The organism is Sphingomonas sp. UYAg733, from assembly GCF_054057355.1.
The window spans coordinates 63,442-81,029 of the sequence record NZ_JBSRZE010000004.1; the positions used below are offsets into that span (position 1 = coordinate 63,442).

The 17,588-nt window shown below is 63.4% G+C and carries 19 protein-coding genes and 1 tRNA gene; 13 read left to right on the top strand and 7 right to left on the bottom strand.

Features of this window, described 5'->3' with window-relative positions; translation table 11 throughout:
• Positions 1-160 precede the first annotated feature (160 nt).
• The gene (locus ACVWZA_RS09345; protein WP_457310928.1) at positions 161-1,780 is read left to right on the top strand and encodes a recombinase family protein; all 1,620 of its coding nucleotides are present in this window, start codon (positions 161-163) and stop codon (positions 1,778-1,780) included.
• On the opposite strand, the gene ACVWZA_RS09350 is transcribed toward ACVWZA_RS09345, so the two are convergent.
• Positions 1,746-1,819, bottom strand: a tRNA-Gly gene (locus tag ACVWZA_RS09350). The genes ACVWZA_RS09345 and ACVWZA_RS09350 overlap by 35 nt on opposite strands.
• A gap of 294 nt (positions 1,820-2,113) precedes the next feature.
• Between ACVWZA_RS09350 and ACVWZA_RS09355 the strand changes: the two genes are divergently transcribed.
• From ACVWZA_RS09355 to ACVWZA_RS09370, 4 genes are read left to right on the top strand one after another with little or no spacing between them, the layout of a single operon-like run.
• Entirely contained in the window at positions 2,114-2,446 is a 333-nt protein-coding gene (locus tag ACVWZA_RS09355) for an ArsR/SmtB family transcription factor (protein ID WP_457310929.1), read from the top strand.
• 5 nt (positions 2,447-2,451) lie between these two features.
• Positions 2,452-3,351 carry a PhzF family phenazine biosynthesis protein gene (locus ACVWZA_RS09360; protein WP_457310930.1) on the top strand — a complete coding sequence of 300 codons (900 nt, stop codon included), beginning with the start codon at positions 2,452-2,454 and terminating at the stop codon, positions 3,349-3,351.
• Positions 3,348-3,656 (top strand): hypothetical protein, encoded by a 309-nt coding sequence (locus tag ACVWZA_RS09365; protein ID WP_457310931.1) that lies wholly within the window; start codon positions 3,348-3,350, stop codon positions 3,654-3,656. Before ACVWZA_RS09360 ends, ACVWZA_RS09365 begins: the two co-directional genes overlap by 4 nt.
• Positions 3,653-4,651, top strand: a complete 999-nt coding sequence (locus ACVWZA_RS09370; protein WP_457310932.1) for an ornithine cyclodeaminase family protein — start codon at positions 3,653-3,655, stop codon at positions 4,649-4,651. Before ACVWZA_RS09365 ends, ACVWZA_RS09370 begins: the two co-directional genes overlap by 4 nt.
• 41 nt (positions 4,652-4,692) lie before the next feature.
• Here the strand turns inward: ACVWZA_RS09370 and ACVWZA_RS09375 are convergent, their stop codons facing one another.
• Together ACVWZA_RS09375 and ACVWZA_RS09380 are read right to left on the bottom strand one after the other, a co-directional pair.
• Positions 4,693-5,037: a hypothetical protein gene (locus ACVWZA_RS09375; RefSeq protein ID WP_457310933.1), complete on the bottom strand. Its 345-nt coding sequence runs from the start codon at positions 5,035-5,037 to the stop codon at positions 4,693-4,695.
• A gap of 22 nt (positions 5,038-5,059) precedes the next feature.
• A complete protein-coding gene (locus ACVWZA_RS09380; protein WP_457310934.1) occupies positions 5,060-5,815 on the bottom strand; it encodes a competence/damage-inducible protein A in 756 nt (251 codons plus the stop codon).
• Positions 5,816-5,878: 63 nt separating this feature from the next.
• Between ACVWZA_RS09380 and map the strand changes: the two genes are divergently transcribed.
• Complete coding sequence (map, locus tag ACVWZA_RS09385) at positions 5,879-6,703, top strand: type I methionyl aminopeptidase (RefSeq protein WP_457310935.1); 825 nt, start codon at positions 5,879-5,881, stop codon at positions 6,701-6,703.
• Positions 6,704-6,768: 65 nt separating this feature from the next.
• Here map and ACVWZA_RS09390 read toward each other — a convergent pair whose 3' ends face one another.
• Positions 6,769-7,152: a type II toxin-antitoxin system VapC family toxin gene (locus ACVWZA_RS09390; RefSeq protein ID WP_457310936.1), complete on the bottom strand. Its 384-nt coding sequence runs from the start codon at positions 7,150-7,152 to the stop codon at positions 6,769-6,771.
• A complete protein-coding gene (locus tag ACVWZA_RS09395) occupies positions 7,149-7,424 on the bottom strand; it encodes a type II toxin-antitoxin system Phd/YefM family antitoxin (protein ID WP_457310937.1) in 276 nt (91 codons plus the stop codon). Before ACVWZA_RS09395 ends, ACVWZA_RS09390 begins: the two co-directional genes overlap by 4 nt.
• A gap of 219 nt (positions 7,425-7,643) precedes the next feature.
• Between ACVWZA_RS09395 and ACVWZA_RS09400 the strand changes: the two genes are divergently transcribed.
• The 5 genes from ACVWZA_RS09400 (at position 7,644) to ACVWZA_RS09420 (ending at position 12,175) form a co-directional block, all read left to right on the top strand.
• Positions 7,644-7,982 (top strand): P-II family nitrogen regulator, encoded by a 339-nt coding sequence (locus tag ACVWZA_RS09400; RefSeq protein WP_034161401.1) that lies wholly within the window; start codon positions 7,644-7,646, stop codon positions 7,980-7,982.
• Between the two features lie 114 nt (positions 7,983-8,096).
• Complete coding sequence (gene glnA / locus ACVWZA_RS09405) at positions 8,097-9,509, top strand: type I glutamate--ammonia ligase (protein WP_457310938.1); 1,413 nt, start codon at positions 8,097-8,099, stop codon at positions 9,507-9,509.
• A 187-nt stretch (positions 9,510-9,696) separates the two neighbouring features.
• Positions 9,697-11,310 carry a vWA domain-containing protein gene (locus tag ACVWZA_RS09410; RefSeq protein WP_457310939.1) on the top strand — a complete coding sequence of 538 codons (1,614 nt, stop codon included), beginning with the start codon at positions 9,697-9,699 and terminating at the stop codon, positions 11,308-11,310.
• Positions 11,304-11,492: a hypothetical protein gene (locus ACVWZA_RS09415; protein WP_457310940.1), complete on the top strand. Its 189-nt coding sequence runs from the start codon at positions 11,304-11,306 to the stop codon at positions 11,490-11,492. Before ACVWZA_RS09410 ends, ACVWZA_RS09415 begins: the two co-directional genes overlap by 7 nt.
• 74 nt (positions 11,493-11,566) lie before the next feature.
• Positions 11,567-12,175, top strand: coding sequence for a flavodoxin family protein (locus ACVWZA_RS09420; RefSeq protein WP_457310941.1), 609 nt, complete (start codon positions 11,567-11,569; stop codon positions 12,173-12,175).
• A gap of 113 nt (positions 12,176-12,288) precedes the next feature.
• On the opposite strand, the gene ACVWZA_RS09425 is transcribed toward ACVWZA_RS09420, so the two are convergent.
• Positions 12,289-13,263, bottom strand: a complete 975-nt coding sequence (locus ACVWZA_RS09425; protein ID WP_457310942.1) for a quinone oxidoreductase family protein — start codon at positions 13,261-13,263, stop codon at positions 12,289-12,291.
• Between the two features lie 121 nt (positions 13,264-13,384).
• Between ACVWZA_RS09425 and ACVWZA_RS09430 the strand changes: the two genes are divergently transcribed.
• Together ACVWZA_RS09430 and ACVWZA_RS09435 are read left to right on the top strand one after the other, a co-directional pair.
• Entirely contained in the window at positions 13,385-14,809 is a 1,425-nt protein-coding gene (locus ACVWZA_RS09430; RefSeq protein ID WP_457310943.1) for an aldehyde dehydrogenase family protein, read from the top strand.
• 6 nt (positions 14,810-14,815) lie between these two features.
• Positions 14,816-15,679, top strand: a complete 864-nt coding sequence (locus ACVWZA_RS09435; protein ID WP_457310944.1) for an ATP-grasp domain-containing protein — start codon at positions 14,816-14,818, stop codon at positions 15,677-15,679.
• Here ACVWZA_RS09435 and ACVWZA_RS09440 read toward each other — a convergent pair.
• Positions 15,654-17,429, bottom strand: coding sequence for an SLC13 family permease (locus ACVWZA_RS09440; protein ID WP_457310945.1), 1,776 nt, complete (start codon positions 17,427-17,429; stop codon positions 15,654-15,656). The genes ACVWZA_RS09435 and ACVWZA_RS09440 overlap by 26 nt on opposite strands.
• Positions 17,430-17,588: the final 159 nt, after the last annotated feature.

Genomic DNA, 17,588 nt, shown 5'->3' on the forward strand with positions numbered 1-17,588 from the left:
GAGTCATAGGCCGTGGGCACGCCCACATTCACGCATCCAGCCGGGGATGACGGGACCGGGTCGAAGCGACTCGATCCGGGACTCGTCGACCTCGTGAAGGCGCTTGCGCGGGCGAGCGCCGTGCGAGACATTGCCGGTATCCGCTCGCGAAAGTCCGCCGATGAAAACCCTGATCTACGCCCGCTTCTCGAGCCAACTCCAGAACCCCCGATCGATCGAGGACCAGATCACGATCTGCCGTGAGCGCAGTGAACGTGAAAGCTGGGAGATCGTAGGGGTCCATACCGATCACGCTATTTCCGGCGCGGCGGGGATCGCCGAGAGCCAGCGCCCGGGCTTGGCGGCTATGCTCGCGCGGATCGAGGCCGGCGGGATCGACCAGGTGCTCGCGGAATCGACCGATCGCATTGCACGGCATGAAGGCGACAGCTTCGCCATTCGCGAGCGCTTGGCCTTCGCGAACGTCCGGCTGTTTACACTGACCGACGGCGAGATCACACAGATGGTCGGCACCATCAAAGGAATGACGGATGCCAACTTCCGCAAGGAACTCGGCGCCAAGATCAAGCGCGGCCAGCGCGGAACCGTGGCGCAGGGGCGGTCGCCGGCTGGCCTCGCCTATGGCTATCGGATGGCCAACCGCATCGACGTGAATGGGCGAGCCGTGCGTGGGCTGCGTGCGGTCGATCCGGACCAGTCAGCAGTCGTCTGCCGCATCTTCCAGGACTATGCCGATGGGATCAGCCCCAAGCGCATCGCCGAACGATTGAACGCAGAAGGCATTCCCGGGCCGCGCGGCACGCGCTGGCGCGCAACGACCCTGCGTCCCGATCGCACGCGGGGAAACGGCCTGCTCCAGAATCAGTTGTATATTGGCCGTATCATCCACAATCGCACATCGAAGGTGGTCGAGCCGATGACACGCAGCGTTCGCATCCGCCCGAACCCGCAGGACCAGTGGGTGATCGTAGACGTGCCGAACCTGCGAATCATCGACCAGGAATTGTGGGACAAGGTCCAGAGCGGGCTGCGGCGCCGTGAAGGTGGCGTTCCAGTCAAACATCGTCGTGCCCGTCACATGCTCTCCGGCCTTGGTGTCTGCGGCGTGTGCGGTGGCCCATGGAATGTACGGACCGGCACCTACTGGGGATGTGGCAGCCGCGTCGAGGGAAGCGGCTGCGCCAATAGTCGCACGATCTCGACCGAGAGCTACGAGCGCAGGGTGCTGGCGGGATTACGCGAGCGGATGCTGGACCCTGACCTGGTCGAGATCTTCGTCGCGGATTATCGCGAGGAATATGCCAAGCGTGCCGCCCAGACGCGGCGTGAGCGTGGCAGCGTCGAGCGTCGGCTAGCGAATGCGACCGCGACCATCGACCGCTTGGTTGCCGCAATCGGCTCCGGCGCAGGATCATTCGAGGAAGTGCGCGACGCGATGGCCAAGGCGCGGGAGGATCGTGACGCGACCTTGGCCGAGCTACAGGATCAGGACGCGTTGCCGGTGGTGGCGCTGCATCCGGCGATCATCGCTGACTATCGGCGGCAGGTCGCCAACCTTCAGGCGGCGCTCACCGATCCAGAGGCCGGGCCGCAAGCTACGACCGCGCTGCGCGCGCTCATCGACCGGATCGTGCTGACGCCTAATCCGGACGGGCGAGGCGTCGCGATCCAAGTTGAAGGCCGGCTCGCCGGTATCGTCGCGCTCGCTACCGGGCGCGAACCTCCGGAGTCACTTACTGTAAAGGTGGAGCGGGTGAAGGGAATCGAACCCTCGTCGTAAGCTTGGGAAGCTTCTGCTCTGCCATTGAGCTACACCCGCGACGAGGGCCGATTGCCACAGCCAAGCGGCATCGGTCAACGTGAAGCTGCGTTTTAGCGCTGTAGCGATCTGACTGGATTCCCCCTTGGGGGATCAGCTCAGTTCACAGAGCCTGCTTATCGTCAGACGCCGCTCGATTTCACCACGTGACCTCGGCCTGCACAAGGCCGAGTTGCTGGTGAACGGGCAGATCAGCGGAAGGCACCCTCATGCTGAGGTGCTGGGCCGCAATCCTCCGAAATCCGCCGGGTCAGTCGCTTGACAGCGGCCCCCGCAATGGTCCATTTCGTTTTTATGCGAAATAACGAATCAGGTGAACGACAGGCGGACACGCTGGGAATGCTCAAGGTGCTGGCCAGCCCGGTGCGGCTGGCGGTGCTGGAGTATCTCAAAGACCCGGTCACGAATTTCCCGCCACAGGTCGATGGCGACCTGGTCCTTGACGGCGTGTGCGCGGATTTCCTGCGCGACAGGCTTGGGATCGCGGCGGCGACCGCATCGCGGCACTTGACCCTGCTGGCCGATAGCGGATTGGTCATCGCCACGCGCAAAAAGGGCTGGACCTTCTACCGACGCGACGAGGCGGCGATCGCACACTTCACCGCCCTGCTGCAGACCGGGCTTTGAAGACGATGACCTTGCCTACCCCCGCCTGTCACCCGCTCGCCTGTCGCCCGCTCGCCTATCGTCATGTCGATGTGTTCGCGCAGCGCCCCTATGCCGGCAACAGCCTGGCGGTGTTCGCCGACAGCGGCGGGCTCGACGTGCGGCAAATGCTGGCGATCACGCAGGAGCTGCGGCATTTCGAGGCCGTCTTCCTGAGCCCAACCGGAGAGCCCGGGCGGCACGGTGCCCGGATTTTCGACCTGTTTGAAGAACTACCCTTTGCCGGGCATCCGATTGTCGGCGCGGCGGCGGTGCTGCACGAGGCAAACGGTGAGGGCGAGCGCGCGGAATGGACATTCGACCTGGCGCAAAAGAGCGTGACGGTTGTCACGACGCGCACCGGTACCGGCTTTTTCGGGTTATTGGATCAGGGGCCCGCCGAATTCCTTGGCGAGGTCGCCGACCGGGACGGCGTGGCGTCGGCGTTCGGTCTCGGGCCGGGCGATCTCGACGCGAGCCTGCCGCTGGCGGTGGTGAGCACGGGGCTGCGCTACCTCATCGTGCCGGTTCGCCCCGGTGCGCTCGAACGCGCCAGGATCGGAGTCGATATCTCGAAACTGGTGCAAGGTGTCGGCGCGCAGTTCGCCGTGCTGCTCGACGAAGTCGCGCTCGAGGTGCGGCACTGGAACAATGACGGCGTGGTCGAGGATGTCGCAACGGGAAGCGCCGCCGGCATGATCGGCGCCTATCGTTTGCGTCATTGCGGCGCGGTGTCGGGGCAATCCTTCACGCTGCATCAGGGGCGGTTCGCCGGGCGGCCGAGCCGGCTGATGGTCGAGCCCTGGGGCGGCGGCGACCAAGTCTCGGTCAAGGTCGGCGGCGATGTCGCGATCGTCGGCCGGGGCTGGCTGGAGGCATTGCCATGATCGTGCGACGCTGGGCCGGGAAAGTGCCGGTCGCGAAGGCCGCGGGATTCCATGCGCATCTGATCGCGACCGGGATCGGCGAATATCGCGAGCATGCCGGGTGCGCGGACATCATGCTCTGGCGCCGCGATGACGATGGTTGGGCAGAATTCACGCTCGTGTCGACATGGCGCGATCTGGACAGCGTGCGCGACTTTGCCGGCGCTGATTTCGCGCGGGCCGTGCTCTATCCCGGAGACGAAGCGTTCGGCTTGATCCCCGATTTTGAGGTCACCCACCACAATCTGTTGAGTATCGGCGCATGAGTGCTCCCATAATCGGTGTCGAGCATCTGCGCACCCTGCTGTCCTATGAGGATTTGATCGAGCCGGTGTCGCTCGCGTTCCAGCAATCGAGCGCCGGACAGGCTGAGAACGGATTGATCGTGATGTTGCCCGGCCCCGACCGGGCCGCGGGCGATGTCTATGTGAAGACGGGAACGTTGCAGGGCTCACCAGTCTATATCGTCAAGGTCTCGCCCTGGTTTGCTGAAAATGTCGCTCAAGGCCGGTCACAGGGCGGTTTCGTTGCCGTGTTCGACAGCCGCACCGGCCACACCATCGCGCTACTCGACGACCAGCATTATCTGTCCGACATCCGCACCGCCGCCGCCGGCGCGCTGGCGGCCCGGTTGCTGGCGCCGGCCCAGATAGAGACCGCCGGGCTGGTTGGTGCGGGCGTCCAGGCGTGGTGGCAAGCGCAGGCGCTGTATCGCGAACGCCCCTTCAGCGATCTGGCGATCTGGGCGCGCGATACGGGCAAGGCCGAAGCGCTGATGACGCGACTGGCGGTCGCGTTGCCAAAAGTCGCGATCCGGGTCGAGAGCGACCTCGAGCATGTCGTGCGATCCAGCGACGTGATCGTCACTACTACTTTGTCGCGCGAGCCGCTGATACGCGGCGACTGGCTAAGGCCGGGGCAGCATATCACCGCGGTCGGTGCTGACGATTCGAGCAAGTGCGAGCTGGACGCCGGCGTATTGCGGCGCGGGCGCGTGTTCGTGGATTCAGTCGAGACCAGTGTCGCCAATGGTGATGTGTTTCACGCGATCGCGCTCGGCGATTATGCGGCCGGCCACCTTGCCGGCGAACTCGGTGATGTCCTGGCCGGGCGTCTCGCCGGGCGGCTGAGCGACGACGATATCACCATCGCCAAATTCGTCGGGATCGGCGCGCAGGATCTCGCCGCGGCGCGCGTCGTGATCGAGAAGCTTCAACTCGGTCTTCCCGCGACCGAAAGTTGCTCAACAGGTCTGCGATAACGACCGATGCACGGCCGCCCGTCCTTGAGCAGCCGATCGACTCAGGGCTGGGCCGGTCTGGGCACGCCGCTGACCTGGAAGATGCCGCCGCGCTGCAGGGTGATGACATATTGCGAGCCGACATCGCATTCGACCGCCCAGACCAATTGACCGTCGACGCGCGCGCGCGGAACAACGTTGACGATGCGCTGGCATGGATAATCGGCGTCCTGGATCGCCCGGAAGAAAGTCACGTGCTGCAACGATTCGGGCAAGGCCGCAATGTTCGCCTCCATCGGATCGGGTCCGAGATCCTCGACCGTCACATTGGTGCCACGCGGCGGCGGATCGCCGCAGCCGGCGAGCGCGGCACAGGCCAGGACGATGATCATCAGTTGAGTTTTCACGAAGTCACTCCTCCCTGCTCGTTCAGATTCCGTCAGCGGTTACGATACGCCCATCCGCCTCGAGCTGCGCCGTAAGATCGGCGATGCACGCGTCGAGAAGCGCGGCATCGGTCGCACGCACGACGAAGTTCGCGCCGGTGCGGCCGTCGCGAAAGAACGGATAACTGCCGATCGCGACGCCCTCATGCGCGCGCTCCACGGTGCCGAGCAGGTCGGCGACCTCACTCTCCGGCACCCAGCAGCCGATCGTGCGCGACAATACGGGCAGCCCGCCTTCGAGCGTGCCGGTAAGCGCGTCGAGCATGCCGGCGGTGATGTGCGGCACGCCGGCCATGATGAACACGTTCGCGACCCGGATGCCCGGCGCGCCCGACATGCGATTCTCGATCAGGTCGGATCCCTCGGGCACGCGCGCCATGCGCTTGCGCGCATCGGTCAGGCCACCGCGCGCCGCATAATAGCGCTCCAGCACGGCAAGCGCCTTGGGATGAAATACCACGCCCACCCCGAGCGCCTCGGCGATAGCATCGACGGTGATGTCGTCATGCGTCGGGCCGATCCCGCCGGTGGTGAAGAGATAGTCGTTGCGAGCGCGCAAGGCATTGACCGCTTCGACGATCGCGCCGGTCTTGTCGGGCACGATCCGCACCTCGGCCAGTCGGATGCCCTGCACATTGAGCCAGGCGGCGATCTGCGCGACATTCTTGTCCTGTGTGCGGCCCGACAATATCTCGTCGCCGATCACCGCCAGCGCGGCCGTCCAGATGCGTTGCGTCATCGGGTGGGCATAGCCCGACGAACCGCCCTCGCAAAGCCCGGAGAGGCTCGCTATATCGTGTTTATGACCGACTATGTAACCGTCACCGCCGACGCCCCATTGGGCCGGACCGGCGCCATCAAGCTGCACGGACGCGACGCGTTCGACGGCATGCACAAGGCCGGACGCCTTGCCGCCGAAACGCTCGACATGATCGTGCCGCATGTCGTGCCCGGGGTGACCACCGGCGAACTGGACGACCTGATCCGCAATTTCATCGCGGCGGGCGGCGGTATCCCGGCGACGCTCGGTTATCGCGGCTATACGCACGCGAGCTGCATTTCGATCAACCATGTCGTGTGCCACGGCATTCCCGGCATCAAGACGTTGAAAAGCGGCGATATCGTCAATATCGACGTGACACCGATCGTCGATGGCTGGCATGGCGATTCAAGCCGCATGTATCTGGTCGGCGACGTGCCGATCAAGGCGAAGCGGCTGGTCGACGTGACTTATGAATGCCTCATGCTCGGCATCAAGCAGGCTCGGCCTGGCAACACGATGGGCGATGTCGCGCATGCGATCCAGAGCCATGCCGAAAAGCATCGTTATGGCGTGGTGCGCGATTTCTGCGGCCATGGTCTCGGCCGGCTGTTCCACGACGCGCCCGAGGTAGTTCATGTCGGCCGCCCCGGCACCGGTCCGGAACTGCGTCCCGGCATGATCTTCACGATCGAACCGATGATCAATATCGGTCGTCCGGACGTGAAATTGCTCGACGACGGCTGGACCGCGGTGACGCGCGACCGGTCGCTATCGGCACAGTTCGAGCATTCGATCGGCATCACCGACGATGGCTGCGAAATCTTCACCGTCAGCCCGGGCGGGTTCCACCAGCCGCCTTATTGAGCGGAAAGTTTCGAACACATGTTGCGACCCGGCACTTCGCGCGAGATGGCGCCACCGCAGGCACCCTAGTCGCAGCCTATCGTCACGACGGGATAGCGAGGGATCGCCCCATCCTGGGTCATGATAGTCGCGCCTTCGACCATCGCCTGGACGACTATCATGCGATCGAACGGGTCGCCGTGCAGGCGTTCGAGACCAGCGAGTGCGGCCAGGTGCCCCGATGTTATGTCGAGCCGGATCAATCCCGCACTATCGAAGGCCGTAATTGCCGACTCCATATCGATCCGCAAACGGCCCTGCCCGACCTTGATCGCCATTTCCCAAGGCGAGGCGACGCTGAACATCAGCTCGTTCGTCGTGTCTTCAATCAAGGCCCGAGCTTTGGATCCGAGCCTGGGAATATCGCCAAGCCACCACAGCAGCACGTGAGTATCGAGCAGCAACCTCATGGCGCGGGCGGGAAAATGTCATCCTCTTCGATCGCGCGAAACACCTTTTCCATCTCCGGCGGCCACGTGTCGAAGTCGTCGGCCATCCAAATCTTGCCCCTCAGCGCGCCTGCCTTACGATTATTCGGTTCGGGCTCGGGACTACGCAATTCGGCGATCTTTTTGCCGCGCGAGACGACGTCGAAATTCTCGCCCGAGGCGACGCGACGGAGGTACTCGCTGAGCTTACCACGCAATTCGCGGACGCCGACGATGGAGGCATGTGCGGACATGGGAAATCCTTTGTGACCACAACATGTAGCTACATTCTGTCAGCAGTTCAACATGCCTTAAAAGCAGGCACGCCCCGCCATCTGCACGGCCGTTAGGCATTGCTTAACCCGCATTTCCGGCCGCCCACATGCTGCACCACCCCTCGCGCGACTGGCACGCTTGTTGTAAGACGCGCGGCAGGAATGAGGCGCTTTCGCCGGGATCAGGGGCAAGTACGCGTGAAAAAGATCGAGGCGATCATCAAGCCGTTCAAACTGGATGAGGTGAAAGAAGCTCTGCACGAAGTCGGCGTATCCGGCATCACGGTGACCGAGGCCAAGGGCTTTGGCCGGCAAAAGGGTCACACCGAACTCTATCGCGGCGCCGAATATGTCGTCGATTTCCTGCCCAAGGTGAAGCTCGAGGTCGTTGTCGAGGACAGCCTGGCCGAGCGCGTGGTCGAGGCGATCGCTGCGGCGGCGCAGACCGGGCGGATCGGCGACGGCAAGATCTTCGTCATTCCGGTCGAAACCGCGCTGCGCATCCGAACCGGAGAGCGCAACGAAGACGCGATCTAGGCGGTTCGAAGGAATTGACGCACCGCAACATTGTGTGACAGCAGACGCTGCACACCTAACATGATTCTCCGGGAGACCGGAGTGAATATCGACCGCGAAAGGGCATGGGATATTATGGCGAATTCGGTGAACGACGTCCTGAAGAAGATCAAGGATGAGGAGATCGAGTGGGTCGATCTGCGATTCACCGATCCCAAGGGTAAGTGGCAGCATCTGACGATGGTCGCGGGCGTCGTCGGCGAAGACGAACTGACCGACGGTTTCATGTTCGACGGGTCGTCGATCGAGGGCTGGAAGGTCATCAACGAATCCGACATGATCCTGAAGCCGGATCTGGACGCGATCTATATCGACCCGTTTTCGGCAACACCGATGCTGATCCTGATCTGCGACATCGTCGAACCCTCGACCGGCGAACTCTATGCCCGCGATCCACGCTCGACCGCCAAGCGCGCCGAGGCGTACCTGAAGACCACCGGCATCGGCGACACCATCTATATCGGCCCGGAAGCCGAGTTTTTCATGTTCGACGACGTGAAGTTCGAGAACAGCTACAATACCAGCTATTACAAGATCGACGACATCGAGCTGCCGACCAACACCGGCACGACCTATGACGGCGGCAATATGGGCCATCGCCCGCGCGCCAAGGGTGGCTACTTCCCGGTCGCGCCGGTCGACAGTGCGGTCGATATCCGTGGCGAGATGGTTTCGACCATGCTTGAAATGGGCCTGCCGTGCGACAAGCATCACCACGAGGTTGCGGCTGCACAGCATGAGCTGGGGCTGACTTTCGGCACGATGACCACCACCGCCGATCGCATGCAGGTCTACAAATATGTCGTGCACCAGGTCGCCCATGCTTATGGCAAGACCGCGACTTTCATGCCCAAGCCGATCAAGGAAGATAACGGCTCGGGCATGCACACCCATTTGTCGATCTGGGACGGCGGCAAGCCGCTATTCGCCGGCAATGGTTATGCCGGCCTGTCCGACATGTGCCTCTATTTCATCGGCGGCATCATCAAGCATGCCAAGTCGGTGAACGCCTTCACCAACCCGACCACCAACAGCTACAAGCGCCTGGTCCCGGGCTATGAAGCACCGGTGCTGCTCGCCTATTCGGCGCGCAACCGTTCGGCATCGTGCCGCATTCCATACGGCACCGGCCCGAAGGCGAAGCGCGTCGAAGTGCGCTTCCCCGACGCGATGGCCAATCCATACCTGTGCTACGCGGCACTGTTCATGGCTGGCCTCGACGGCATCCAGAACAAGATCCATCCAGGTGAAGCGATGGACAAGAATCTGTATGATCTGCCGCCGGCAGAGCTCGCTCAGGTTCCGACCGTGTGCGGTTCGCTGCGTGAGGCTCTGGAGAGCCTGGCTGCCGATCACGACTATCTGCTCAAGGGCGACGTCTTCTCCAAGGAGCAGATCGAATCCTATATCGAGCTGAAATATCAGGACGTGGCGCGTTGGGAAATGACCCCGAGCCCGGTCGAATTCGACATGTACTACAGCTACTGATCCTAATCGGTCAGTGCGCGACAGGGGCGTCCGGAGCGATCCGGGCGCCCTTTCTTATGCCGGTCCAGTCAAAATCGAGACGCTCGTTGTGCCAGGACGCGCCGACCTGGCATCGACAGAATATTCTGCTGCCACCGGCTCGACGTCCATGATAGCCTCTTCAAAATATAGCCTTGGGAGAAGCGCCATGACATCTATGTCGGTTCGCAAACTTGGATGGTCGCTGGCGGCATTGATGCTGCCATTTCCGGCCATCGCCCAGGACAGTGCCCCACCACCCGACAAAGAGCAGGTCGAATCCGATAACGACATCATCGTCACCGGCGCGTTGCGCGTGCGACAGGGTGGCGCGCAGGATATCAAGCATTTCCGGTCGGTCGCGACCGACATCGGGATGCCGCGCCCCGAAGGTCTGACCGCCGAAGGACTGATGGGTGAGCATGACTTGACCTTGCCCGTCGCGCAGCGCTGCGCACAGCTCTTCTGCCTGGTGACCGAGGCGATGCCCGCGACGTTGCCGGGCCGTAACGACCGAATGTTCGTCGGCCTCGGCTTCGCGTCGAATATCGACGAAAAGAGCTGGCGTCGCGCACCGCTTGATCTGATCGCGGTGGTCGATAAATCCGGCTCAATGGACGGCGCGCCGCTTGCGCTGGTCCGCGCCAGCCTGCGTCAGATCGTCGACCAGATGCGCGAGGGCGATCGGCTCGGCATCGTGCTGTATGGCGACACGGCCGCAGTCTATCTCGTCCCAACTGATTATGCCGGCAATCGAGCCATGCTGATGAAGGCGATCGACGATATCTCAAGCGAAGGGTCGACGGCGATGGAGGACGGGCTGAAGGTCGGATACGCCACCGCTTTCGCCGAGGCCCCCGCCTTTCGGGGCAATACCCGGATGATGTTGTTCACCGACGAACAGCCCAATGTCGGCCGTGTCGATGCGGATGGCTTCATGACCGTGGCCGAGGCGGCATCGCGACGCGGCATCGGCCTGACCACGATCGGCGTCGGCGTACAATTCGACGCATCGCTTGCGACCAAAGTGTCGAGCGTGCGCGGCGGCAATCTGTTCTTCATCGCCGATGACAAGGATGTGAAGCTGACGTTCGAAAAACAGCTCGACACGATGGTCAGCGAGCTCGCCCATGATCTGACGATCACCATGCGCCCTGCACCGGGCTATCGCATTTCAGGCGTGTTCGGCGTGCCGGACGGCGTGATGGCCCACGCGCCGGAAGGCGCGGTCACGATCACCGTGCCGACGGTTTTTCTAAGCGCCAATGGCGGCGGAATCTTCGCCACTCTCGCCAAGTCTGGCGGCAACGCAAATCTGCCTGCCCCGGCGATCGGCGATGGCGCGACGTTGATGGATGTCGCGCTCGATTACCGAATCGCCGCCGATGGCAAGGCAATGGCGGACGCAAGCAAGGTGGTCGTCGGCACGCAGGCGCCAAGCGCCCCGATCCGTCAGGCACAATTGCTGGTCGATCAATATCTCTCGATGCGCGACGCCACCATAGCTTTTCATCACGATAATAATCCAAAGCGCGCCTTTGCCGTGCTCGACGGCTCGCCACGAGGTTGCACGGATCTGGAATCCCCGACATGGCGCAGGAAGAGAAACTGGTTGGAGAAATGCGCACCAAAGCCGCCTTTTTCGCCGGCTATACTGGGGAACTGCCCAAATCGCTCAAACATCTCGCCGTCATCGGGAAATGGGAAATCGTCAACGCCGATGGCTTCACCGACTTGCATCGCGGCGACCGGCTTGAGTTCACGAAAGATCGTGAGATGCTGACCTATCGCAAGAAGGTCGGCTTCGACGAGTATGACGAGAGCGAGGCGTTCGAGATAAACGAGCGTGAGCTTCATCTTGTCGATTCGCGGCTCGTCATGCGCTACATGGCGAAGAGCACGCGAATGACCATGTCGTTCGCCGATGAAAATGGCGTGGCGCTGTCGCTAAAGCGGCTGGACTGACGCATCCGGTCAGTCCGTGGATAGTTTTGGCTTCCCCCTCGTTCTGTACGGCACACGGGATGAGGAATCGACAGATGGCTATTTCAGCACTTGCCCTGAATTGTACGTTGAAGGCCGATGCCTCCAAGGAATCATCGACCGACGCGATGATCGCGGTGGTCAAGGAAGCGTTCGAGGCCAAGGGTGTGAAGGTGACCGAAACGGTCCGCGTCGCGGCGCTCGACATCAAGCCGGGCGTGACCTCCGACGAGGGTGATGGCGACGAATGGCCGGGCTTGCGTGAAAAGATCCTGGCACACGACATATTGATCTTTGGCGGGCCGATCTGGATGGGACAAATCGGCAGCGTGGCCAAGCGCGTGCTGGAACGGATGGATGCGTTCCTCGACGAGACCGACGATCAGGGGCGCATGCCAAGCTATTCCAAGATCGCGGTCGCGGCGATCGTCGGTAATGAGGATGGCGCGCATTTCTCCACCGCGCAGTTGTTCCAGTCGCTGAACGATACCGGGTGGACGATCCCGGCGGTCGGCGCGATCTATTGGGTCGGCGAGGCCTATGGATCGATCGATTTCAAGGATTTGAAGGAGACGCCGGAGACCGTGAGCAAGACCGCCAAGATGCTGGCCGGGAACGCGGCTCATCTGGCCGGGTTGCTGAAGGACAAGCCTTATCCGGGCTGAGGCATGTTCGCTTCATCCCGCCAACCTCCGCCGGGAAAGCGCGACGTTCGGCACCTCAGGGCGGACCCGGTCGCGGCTGACGACCCTGCCGACGAAGGACGACGCCGCGCCCCTTATGGCAGCAGCACCGTCGCACCCTTGGTCTCGCCCGCCTCAAGCGCGCGGTGGGCGTCGGCGACATCCTCCAGCGCAAAGGTCTGGCCGATCTCCGCGGTGATCGCGCCCTTGGCGAGCATCTCGAACACGCGATCGATGCCGGCTTTGCGTTCTTCCGGGGTGACGTAGTAGTCGAACATGGTCGGGCGCGAGACGAACAGCGAGCCGTGCCGCGCCAATATGCCGAGATTGACGCCTTCGACCGCCCCGCCGGCATTGCCATAGCTGACGATCAGCCCGCGCCGGGCAGTCGAGGCGAGCGAGATGTCCCAGGTCGCCTTGCCGATCCCGTCGAACACCACCGATACACCCTTGCCGCCAGTGATCGCCCGCACCTCTTTCGCGACATCGACCTGCTTGTGGAGCAGCACATGATCGGCACCGGCGGCGCGCGCCTGTGCCGCTTTCTCCTCGGTGCCGACGGTACCGATCACCGTTGCGCCGACTGCTTTCAGCCAGCCGACAAGCAGATGGCCGACACCGCCCGCAGCCGCATGGACCAGCACCGTCTGGCCGCGCTCGACCCCGGCGCAGCGCTCGACCAGAAACTCGGTCGTGCCGCCTTTCAACAGCAATGCCGCCGCCGTGCGGTCATCGACCGTGTCGGGCAGCTTCAGCAGCTGATCGGCGGGAATATTGCGCTCGGTCGAATAGGCACCGCGTGCCGGGCCGAAGGTGCCGACGCGCTCGCCGATCATGAAGCCGGTCACACCTTCTCCCAGCGCTTCGATCACGCCGACCGCTTCGCCGCCGAGACGGCCGGGCATTTCGATCGGATACAGGCCGCTACGGTGATAAGTGTCGATGAAGTTGAGGCCAACCGCGGTATTGCGCATGCGCACCTGGCCGGGGCCGGGCGGCGGGATATCCACATCCACCCATTCGATCACTTCCGGGCCGCCAGTACGAGTGATTTGAGCCATGCGCGCCATCGGTCGATCTCCTGACAAGGTGGGTTGCAGATAGGTGCTGCGTTTCAGGTTGCAACTGACCGCCGCTGCCGCCATTTAAGCGGGCGAAACATACCGCAGGTTCAAAAATCGGAGAGCGACGATGAAGAGCTACCTCAAGCATTATATCGATGGCGCATGGGTCGATAGCGAGGGCGGCAAGCGCCACGAGGTGATCGACCCCTCGACCGAGCAACCGGTGAGCGAAATCACGCTTGGTACCCAGGCGGATGTCGACAAGGCGGTGGCAGCCGCGAAAAAGGCCTTTGCCAGCTATTCGCAGACCAGCGTGGAGGAGCGCATCGCGCTGCTCGGCCGCGTGATCGAGGAATATAAGGCGCGTATGCCCGATCTGGCAGCGGCGACCAGCGAAGAAATGGGTGCGCCGATCGGCTTTGCGACCATGGCGCAAGCGCCCGCCGGCCTCGGCTATTTCCTCGGCACGCTGAAGGCGCTGCAGGAATTCAGCTTCTCGGAGCAGGTCGGCAAGAACCGCGTGGTGCATGAGCCGCTCGGCGTGGTCGCGATGATCACGCCGTGGAACTGGCCGCTCAACCAGATTTGCGCGAAGGTCGCCCCTGCCCTTGCCGCCGGCGATACGATGATCCTGAAACCGTCGGAGGAAGCGCCGGGTTGTGCGGTGATCCTCGCCGAAATCCTCGACAAGGCCGGCGTGCCGGCGGGCGTGTTCAATCTGGTCAATGGCGATGGTCCAGGCGTCGGCGCGGCACTGTCGACGCACAAGCATGTCGACATGGTCAGCTTCACCGGCTCGACTCGCGCCGGCATCGCGGTCGCGCAAGCCGCCGCAGCGACGGTCAAGCGCGTCCATCAGGAACTTGGCGGCAAGGCGCCCAACCTCGTGCTGGAGGGTGCCGATCTCGCCACCGTATTGCCGCCGACGGTGCAGGGCGTCCTCGCCAATAGCGGCCAGAGCTGCATCGCGCCGACTCGCCTGCTGGTGCACAAGAGCCAGGCCGGCGAAGCGACGCAGATCGTCAAGTCGATCATGGAGTCGGCCACGGTCGATGCGGCGAGCGTGATGGGCGCGCATATCGGCCCGGTGGTCAACAAGGCGCAATATGAGAAGATCCAGGGCCTGATCCAGTCGGCGATCGACGAGGGTGCGACCCTGGTCACCGGCGGCACTGGGCGGCCCGACGGGCGCAATGCCGGGTTCTTCATCAAACCGACCGTATTCGCCGATGTGACGCCGGAGATGCGCATCTATCGCGAGGAGACGTTCGGCCCGGTCGCGACGATCACCACTTATGACGATGGCGAGCAGGCGATCGAGATGGCCAACGACACCGATTATGGACTGTCGGCGACGATCTCCGGCGACCCCGCCGCCGCAGCGAGGGTGGCGCCGAGACTGCGCGCGGGTCTGGTCACGATCAACGCCTGGAGCGGCGGCGGTGGCACACCGTTTGGCGGCTACAAGCAATCGGGCAATGGCCGCGAAGGCGGGAAATATGGCCTGGCCGACTTCATGGAGTTGAAGACGATCGTCGGCGAGCCGGCGTAACCTTACATGGCGGTTACAATCGATGTCCTGATGCCGGCGGCGGACAGCGAATATGGCGCCGCCGCCGAATCGATACTGGGCGGTTATCGCGCCGCGTTCGGCGAACGCGGCGTGACACTTCGTCCCCGGCCCTGGGATCGGGGGCCGGGCGACGGCGCTGCGACATTGGCGCTTTTCGCCTGGGGTTATCATCTCGACGTCGCGCATTGGCAGGCGATGCTGGCGGATTGGCCGGCAGACAGGCTTTTGCTCAACTCTGCGGCGCTGCTCGCCTGGAACACGCGCAAGACCTATCTCGCCGAGCTCGAAACCAATGGCATCGCGATCGTGCCGAGCCGGTTCGGGCGTGCCGACGCGGCGAGCGTGGCCGCCGCCTTCGACCATTTCGGCGTCGACGAACTGGTGATCAAACCACAGGTGTCGGGCGGCAGCCATCGTACCGTGCGCGTCGGACGCGGCGATCCCGTCGACCCGCTGGACGATGCGATCATCCAGCCCTTCGTCGCCGCCGTGTCGGACGAAGGCGAATTGTCTTTCCTCTATATCGCCGGGCAGTTCAGCCATGCGGTGCGCAAGGTCGCGACCGCAGGCGATTTTCGTATCCAGCCGCAGTTCGGCGGCGTCTTCACCCGCTTCGATCCCGATGCGACGCAGCGCGCGCTCGCCGGCCGGGTCATCGCTGCTTTGCCCGAGCCAGCGCTCTATACGCGGGTCGACTTGCTCCGCCTGGCCGATGGCAGTCTGGCATTGATGGAGCTCGAAGCGATCGAGCCCGACCTCTATCCCCATCTCGAACCTGAATTGCCCGCCCGCCTCGCGGACGCGCTGCTCAGCAAGTTGCGGGTCAGTGAACCGGCCAGGTCCACATAAGCAGTGGCACGCCGACCAGCAGCACCATCACTGAGAGCGGCGCACCCAACCGCGCATAATCACCGAACTTGTAGCCACCCGGCCCCATCACCAGCGTGTTGCACTGGTGGCCGATCGGGGTGAGGAAATCACACCCAGCGCCGACTGCGGTGGCCATCAGGAACGCCTCTGGCCGGTAACCGAGATCACCGGCAAAGGTCGCGGCGATCGGCGCCATAACCAGCACCGTCGCAGCATTGTTGAGGAACGGCGTCACCGCCATCGCTGCCACCAGGATCAGCGTGACCGCGCCCCAGGGCGGCAGGGTCGCGGCGGTCGAGGACAGCCAGGTGGCGATCACGTCCGACGCGCCGGTCGTGCGCAGCGAATCGCTGACCGGGATCAGCGCGCCGAGCATGATCAGGATCGGCCACTCGACATGGTCATACGCCTCGCGCACCGGCAACGCGCCGCTCGCCATGACCAGCCCCGCCGCTGCGAAAAAGGCCACCGCGACGGGGACATACCCGGTGGCGGTCGCGACCATCGCGACGGCGAGAATCGTGATCGGCAACCAGCCGCGTCGCGAAATGCCGAGCCGTAGCGCGCGTTCGGCGAGCGGCAGGCAGCCGAGATCTCGCAAGCGCTCGGGCAATAATGTAAGCGGTCCCTGGAGCACGACCACGTCGCCCGCGGCGAGTATGGTGTCGCCGAGCCGCTTGACCAATCGAGTCCCCTGCCGCGACACGGCGATCAGGTTGATGCCGTAATGCCGCTGCAGGCGCATGCGCCCGGCGGTCTGGCCGACCAGCAACGAATCCGCACCGATCACCGCTTCGATCACGCCGATCTCTTCACCCTCCCGCCCTTCGGGCACGTCGCGTTCCTGGCCTTCGAGCGCGAGCTTGTCCTTGGCGATGACGCGCTCCAACTCTTCCGGATCACCACCGATGATCAGAATGTCGCCCTCGCGCAGCACAGTGTTGGGCAAAGGCGCGCTGCGCATGCCGGCGCGCAGGATCGCGGTGATCGTAACCTCGTGGTCATGACGGTCGAGGAATGCCAGAACCTCTTCGCCGATCGCGGGCGATCCTTCGGCGATTGCTGCCTCGGTCACATAGCCCTTGATGTCGAGCGCTTCGCCCATGGTCGGCGCGGCACGCCGGTCGCGCGGCAGCAGCCGATAGCCGAAGCGCAGGAAAATCAGGCCCATCACGGTCAGGCCGAGGCCGACGGGCGCATAATCGAACATGCCGAACGGTTGGCCGGTCATTTGTTCGCGCACGCGGCTGACGATAATGTTGGGTGACGTGCCGACCAGGGTGATCAGGCCGCCGAGCAGCGAGGCGAAAGCCATCGGCATCAGGAACACCGATGGGCTGGTGTCCGATTTCTTGGCCATCTGGAACGCGGCGGGCATCAGCATCGCCAGCGCGCCGATATTCTTGACGAAACCCGACGCGAACCCGACCGAAGCGGTCAACACCAGCAATTGCGTCCGCACCCGCGTGATGCGTTTAGACACGAACGACAGAGCGATCTCGATCACGCCGGAACGCTGCACCGCTGCCGAGATGACCAGGGCCGATCCGACGATGATGATGATGTCGTCGGAGAAACCCTTGAACGCTTCCTTGGGCGCAACGATGCCCAGTGCCAGCGCCGCGAGCAGCGCCAGGATCGCGACCACGTCATAACGGAATTTGCCCCAGATGAAGAGCGCCATCATGCCGATGAGCGTGGCGATCGACAGATATTGTGGCAGCGTCATCCGGTCTCGCATGGTGATGGAAGATAACAGTCAAACTCGCGACGTCGCGACAATGTCCCTGCCCGGGCTGGCGTTCGGCAAATATCGCGGACAACCCGTGTTGCATGGCGTTTGAAACCCTTATTGCCCGCTTCGGCCTGGCTGCGGTCTTTTCGGCGC

Coding starts and splice junctions, on each gene's coding strand:
- ACVWZA_RS09345 (WP_457310928.1), top strand. CDS start 161: ATGAAAACCCTGATCTACGCCCGCTTCTCGAGCCAACTCCAGAACCCC.
- ACVWZA_RS09355 (WP_457310929.1), top strand. CDS start 2,114: ATGCGAAATAACGAATCAGGTGAACGACAGGCGGACACGCTGGGAATG.
- ACVWZA_RS09360 (WP_457310930.1), top strand. CDS start 2,452: ATGACCTTGCCTACCCCCGCCTGTCACCCGCTCGCCTGTCGCCCGCTC.
- ACVWZA_RS09365 (WP_457310931.1), top strand. CDS start 3,348: ATGATCGTGCGACGCTGGGCCGGGAAAGTGCCGGTCGCGAAGGCCGCG.
- ACVWZA_RS09370 (WP_457310932.1), top strand. CDS start 3,653: ATGAGTGCTCCCATAATCGGTGTCGAGCATCTGCGCACCCTGCTGTCC.
- ACVWZA_RS09380 (WP_457310934.1), bottom strand. CDS start 5,815: ATGACGCAACGCATCTGGACGGCCGCGCTGGCGGTGATCGGCGACGAG.
- map (WP_457310935.1), top strand. CDS start 5,879: ATGACCGACTATGTAACCGTCACCGCCGACGCCCCATTGGGCCGGACC.
- ACVWZA_RS09390 (WP_457310936.1), bottom strand. CDS start 7,152: ATGAGGTTGCTGCTCGATACTCACGTGCTGCTGTGGTGGCTTGGCGAT.
- ACVWZA_RS09395 (WP_457310937.1), bottom strand. CDS start 7,424: ATGTCCGCACATGCCTCCATCGTCGGCGTCCGCGAATTGCGTGGTAAG.
- glnA (WP_457310938.1), top strand. CDS start 8,097: ATGGCGAATTCGGTGAACGACGTCCTGAAGAAGATCAAGGATGAGGAG.
- ACVWZA_RS09410 (WP_457310939.1), top strand. CDS start 9,697: ATGACATCTATGTCGGTTCGCAAACTTGGATGGTCGCTGGCGGCATTG.
- ACVWZA_RS09415 (WP_457310940.1), top strand. CDS start 11,304: ATGCTGACCTATCGCAAGAAGGTCGGCTTCGACGAGTATGACGAGAGC.
- ACVWZA_RS09420 (WP_457310941.1), top strand. CDS start 11,567: ATGGCTATTTCAGCACTTGCCCTGAATTGTACGTTGAAGGCCGATGCC.
- ACVWZA_RS09425 (WP_457310942.1), bottom strand. CDS start 13,263: ATGGCGCGCATGGCTCAAATCACTCGTACTGGCGGCCCGGAAGTGATC.
- ACVWZA_RS09430 (WP_457310943.1), top strand. CDS start 13,385: ATGAAGAGCTACCTCAAGCATTATATCGATGGCGCATGGGTCGATAGC.
- ACVWZA_RS09435 (WP_457310944.1), top strand. CDS start 14,816: ATGGCGGTTACAATCGATGTCCTGATGCCGGCGGCGGACAGCGAATAT.
- ACVWZA_RS09440 (WP_457310945.1), bottom strand. CDS start 17,429: ATGACGCTGCCACAATATCTGTCGATCGCCACGCTCATCGGCATGATG.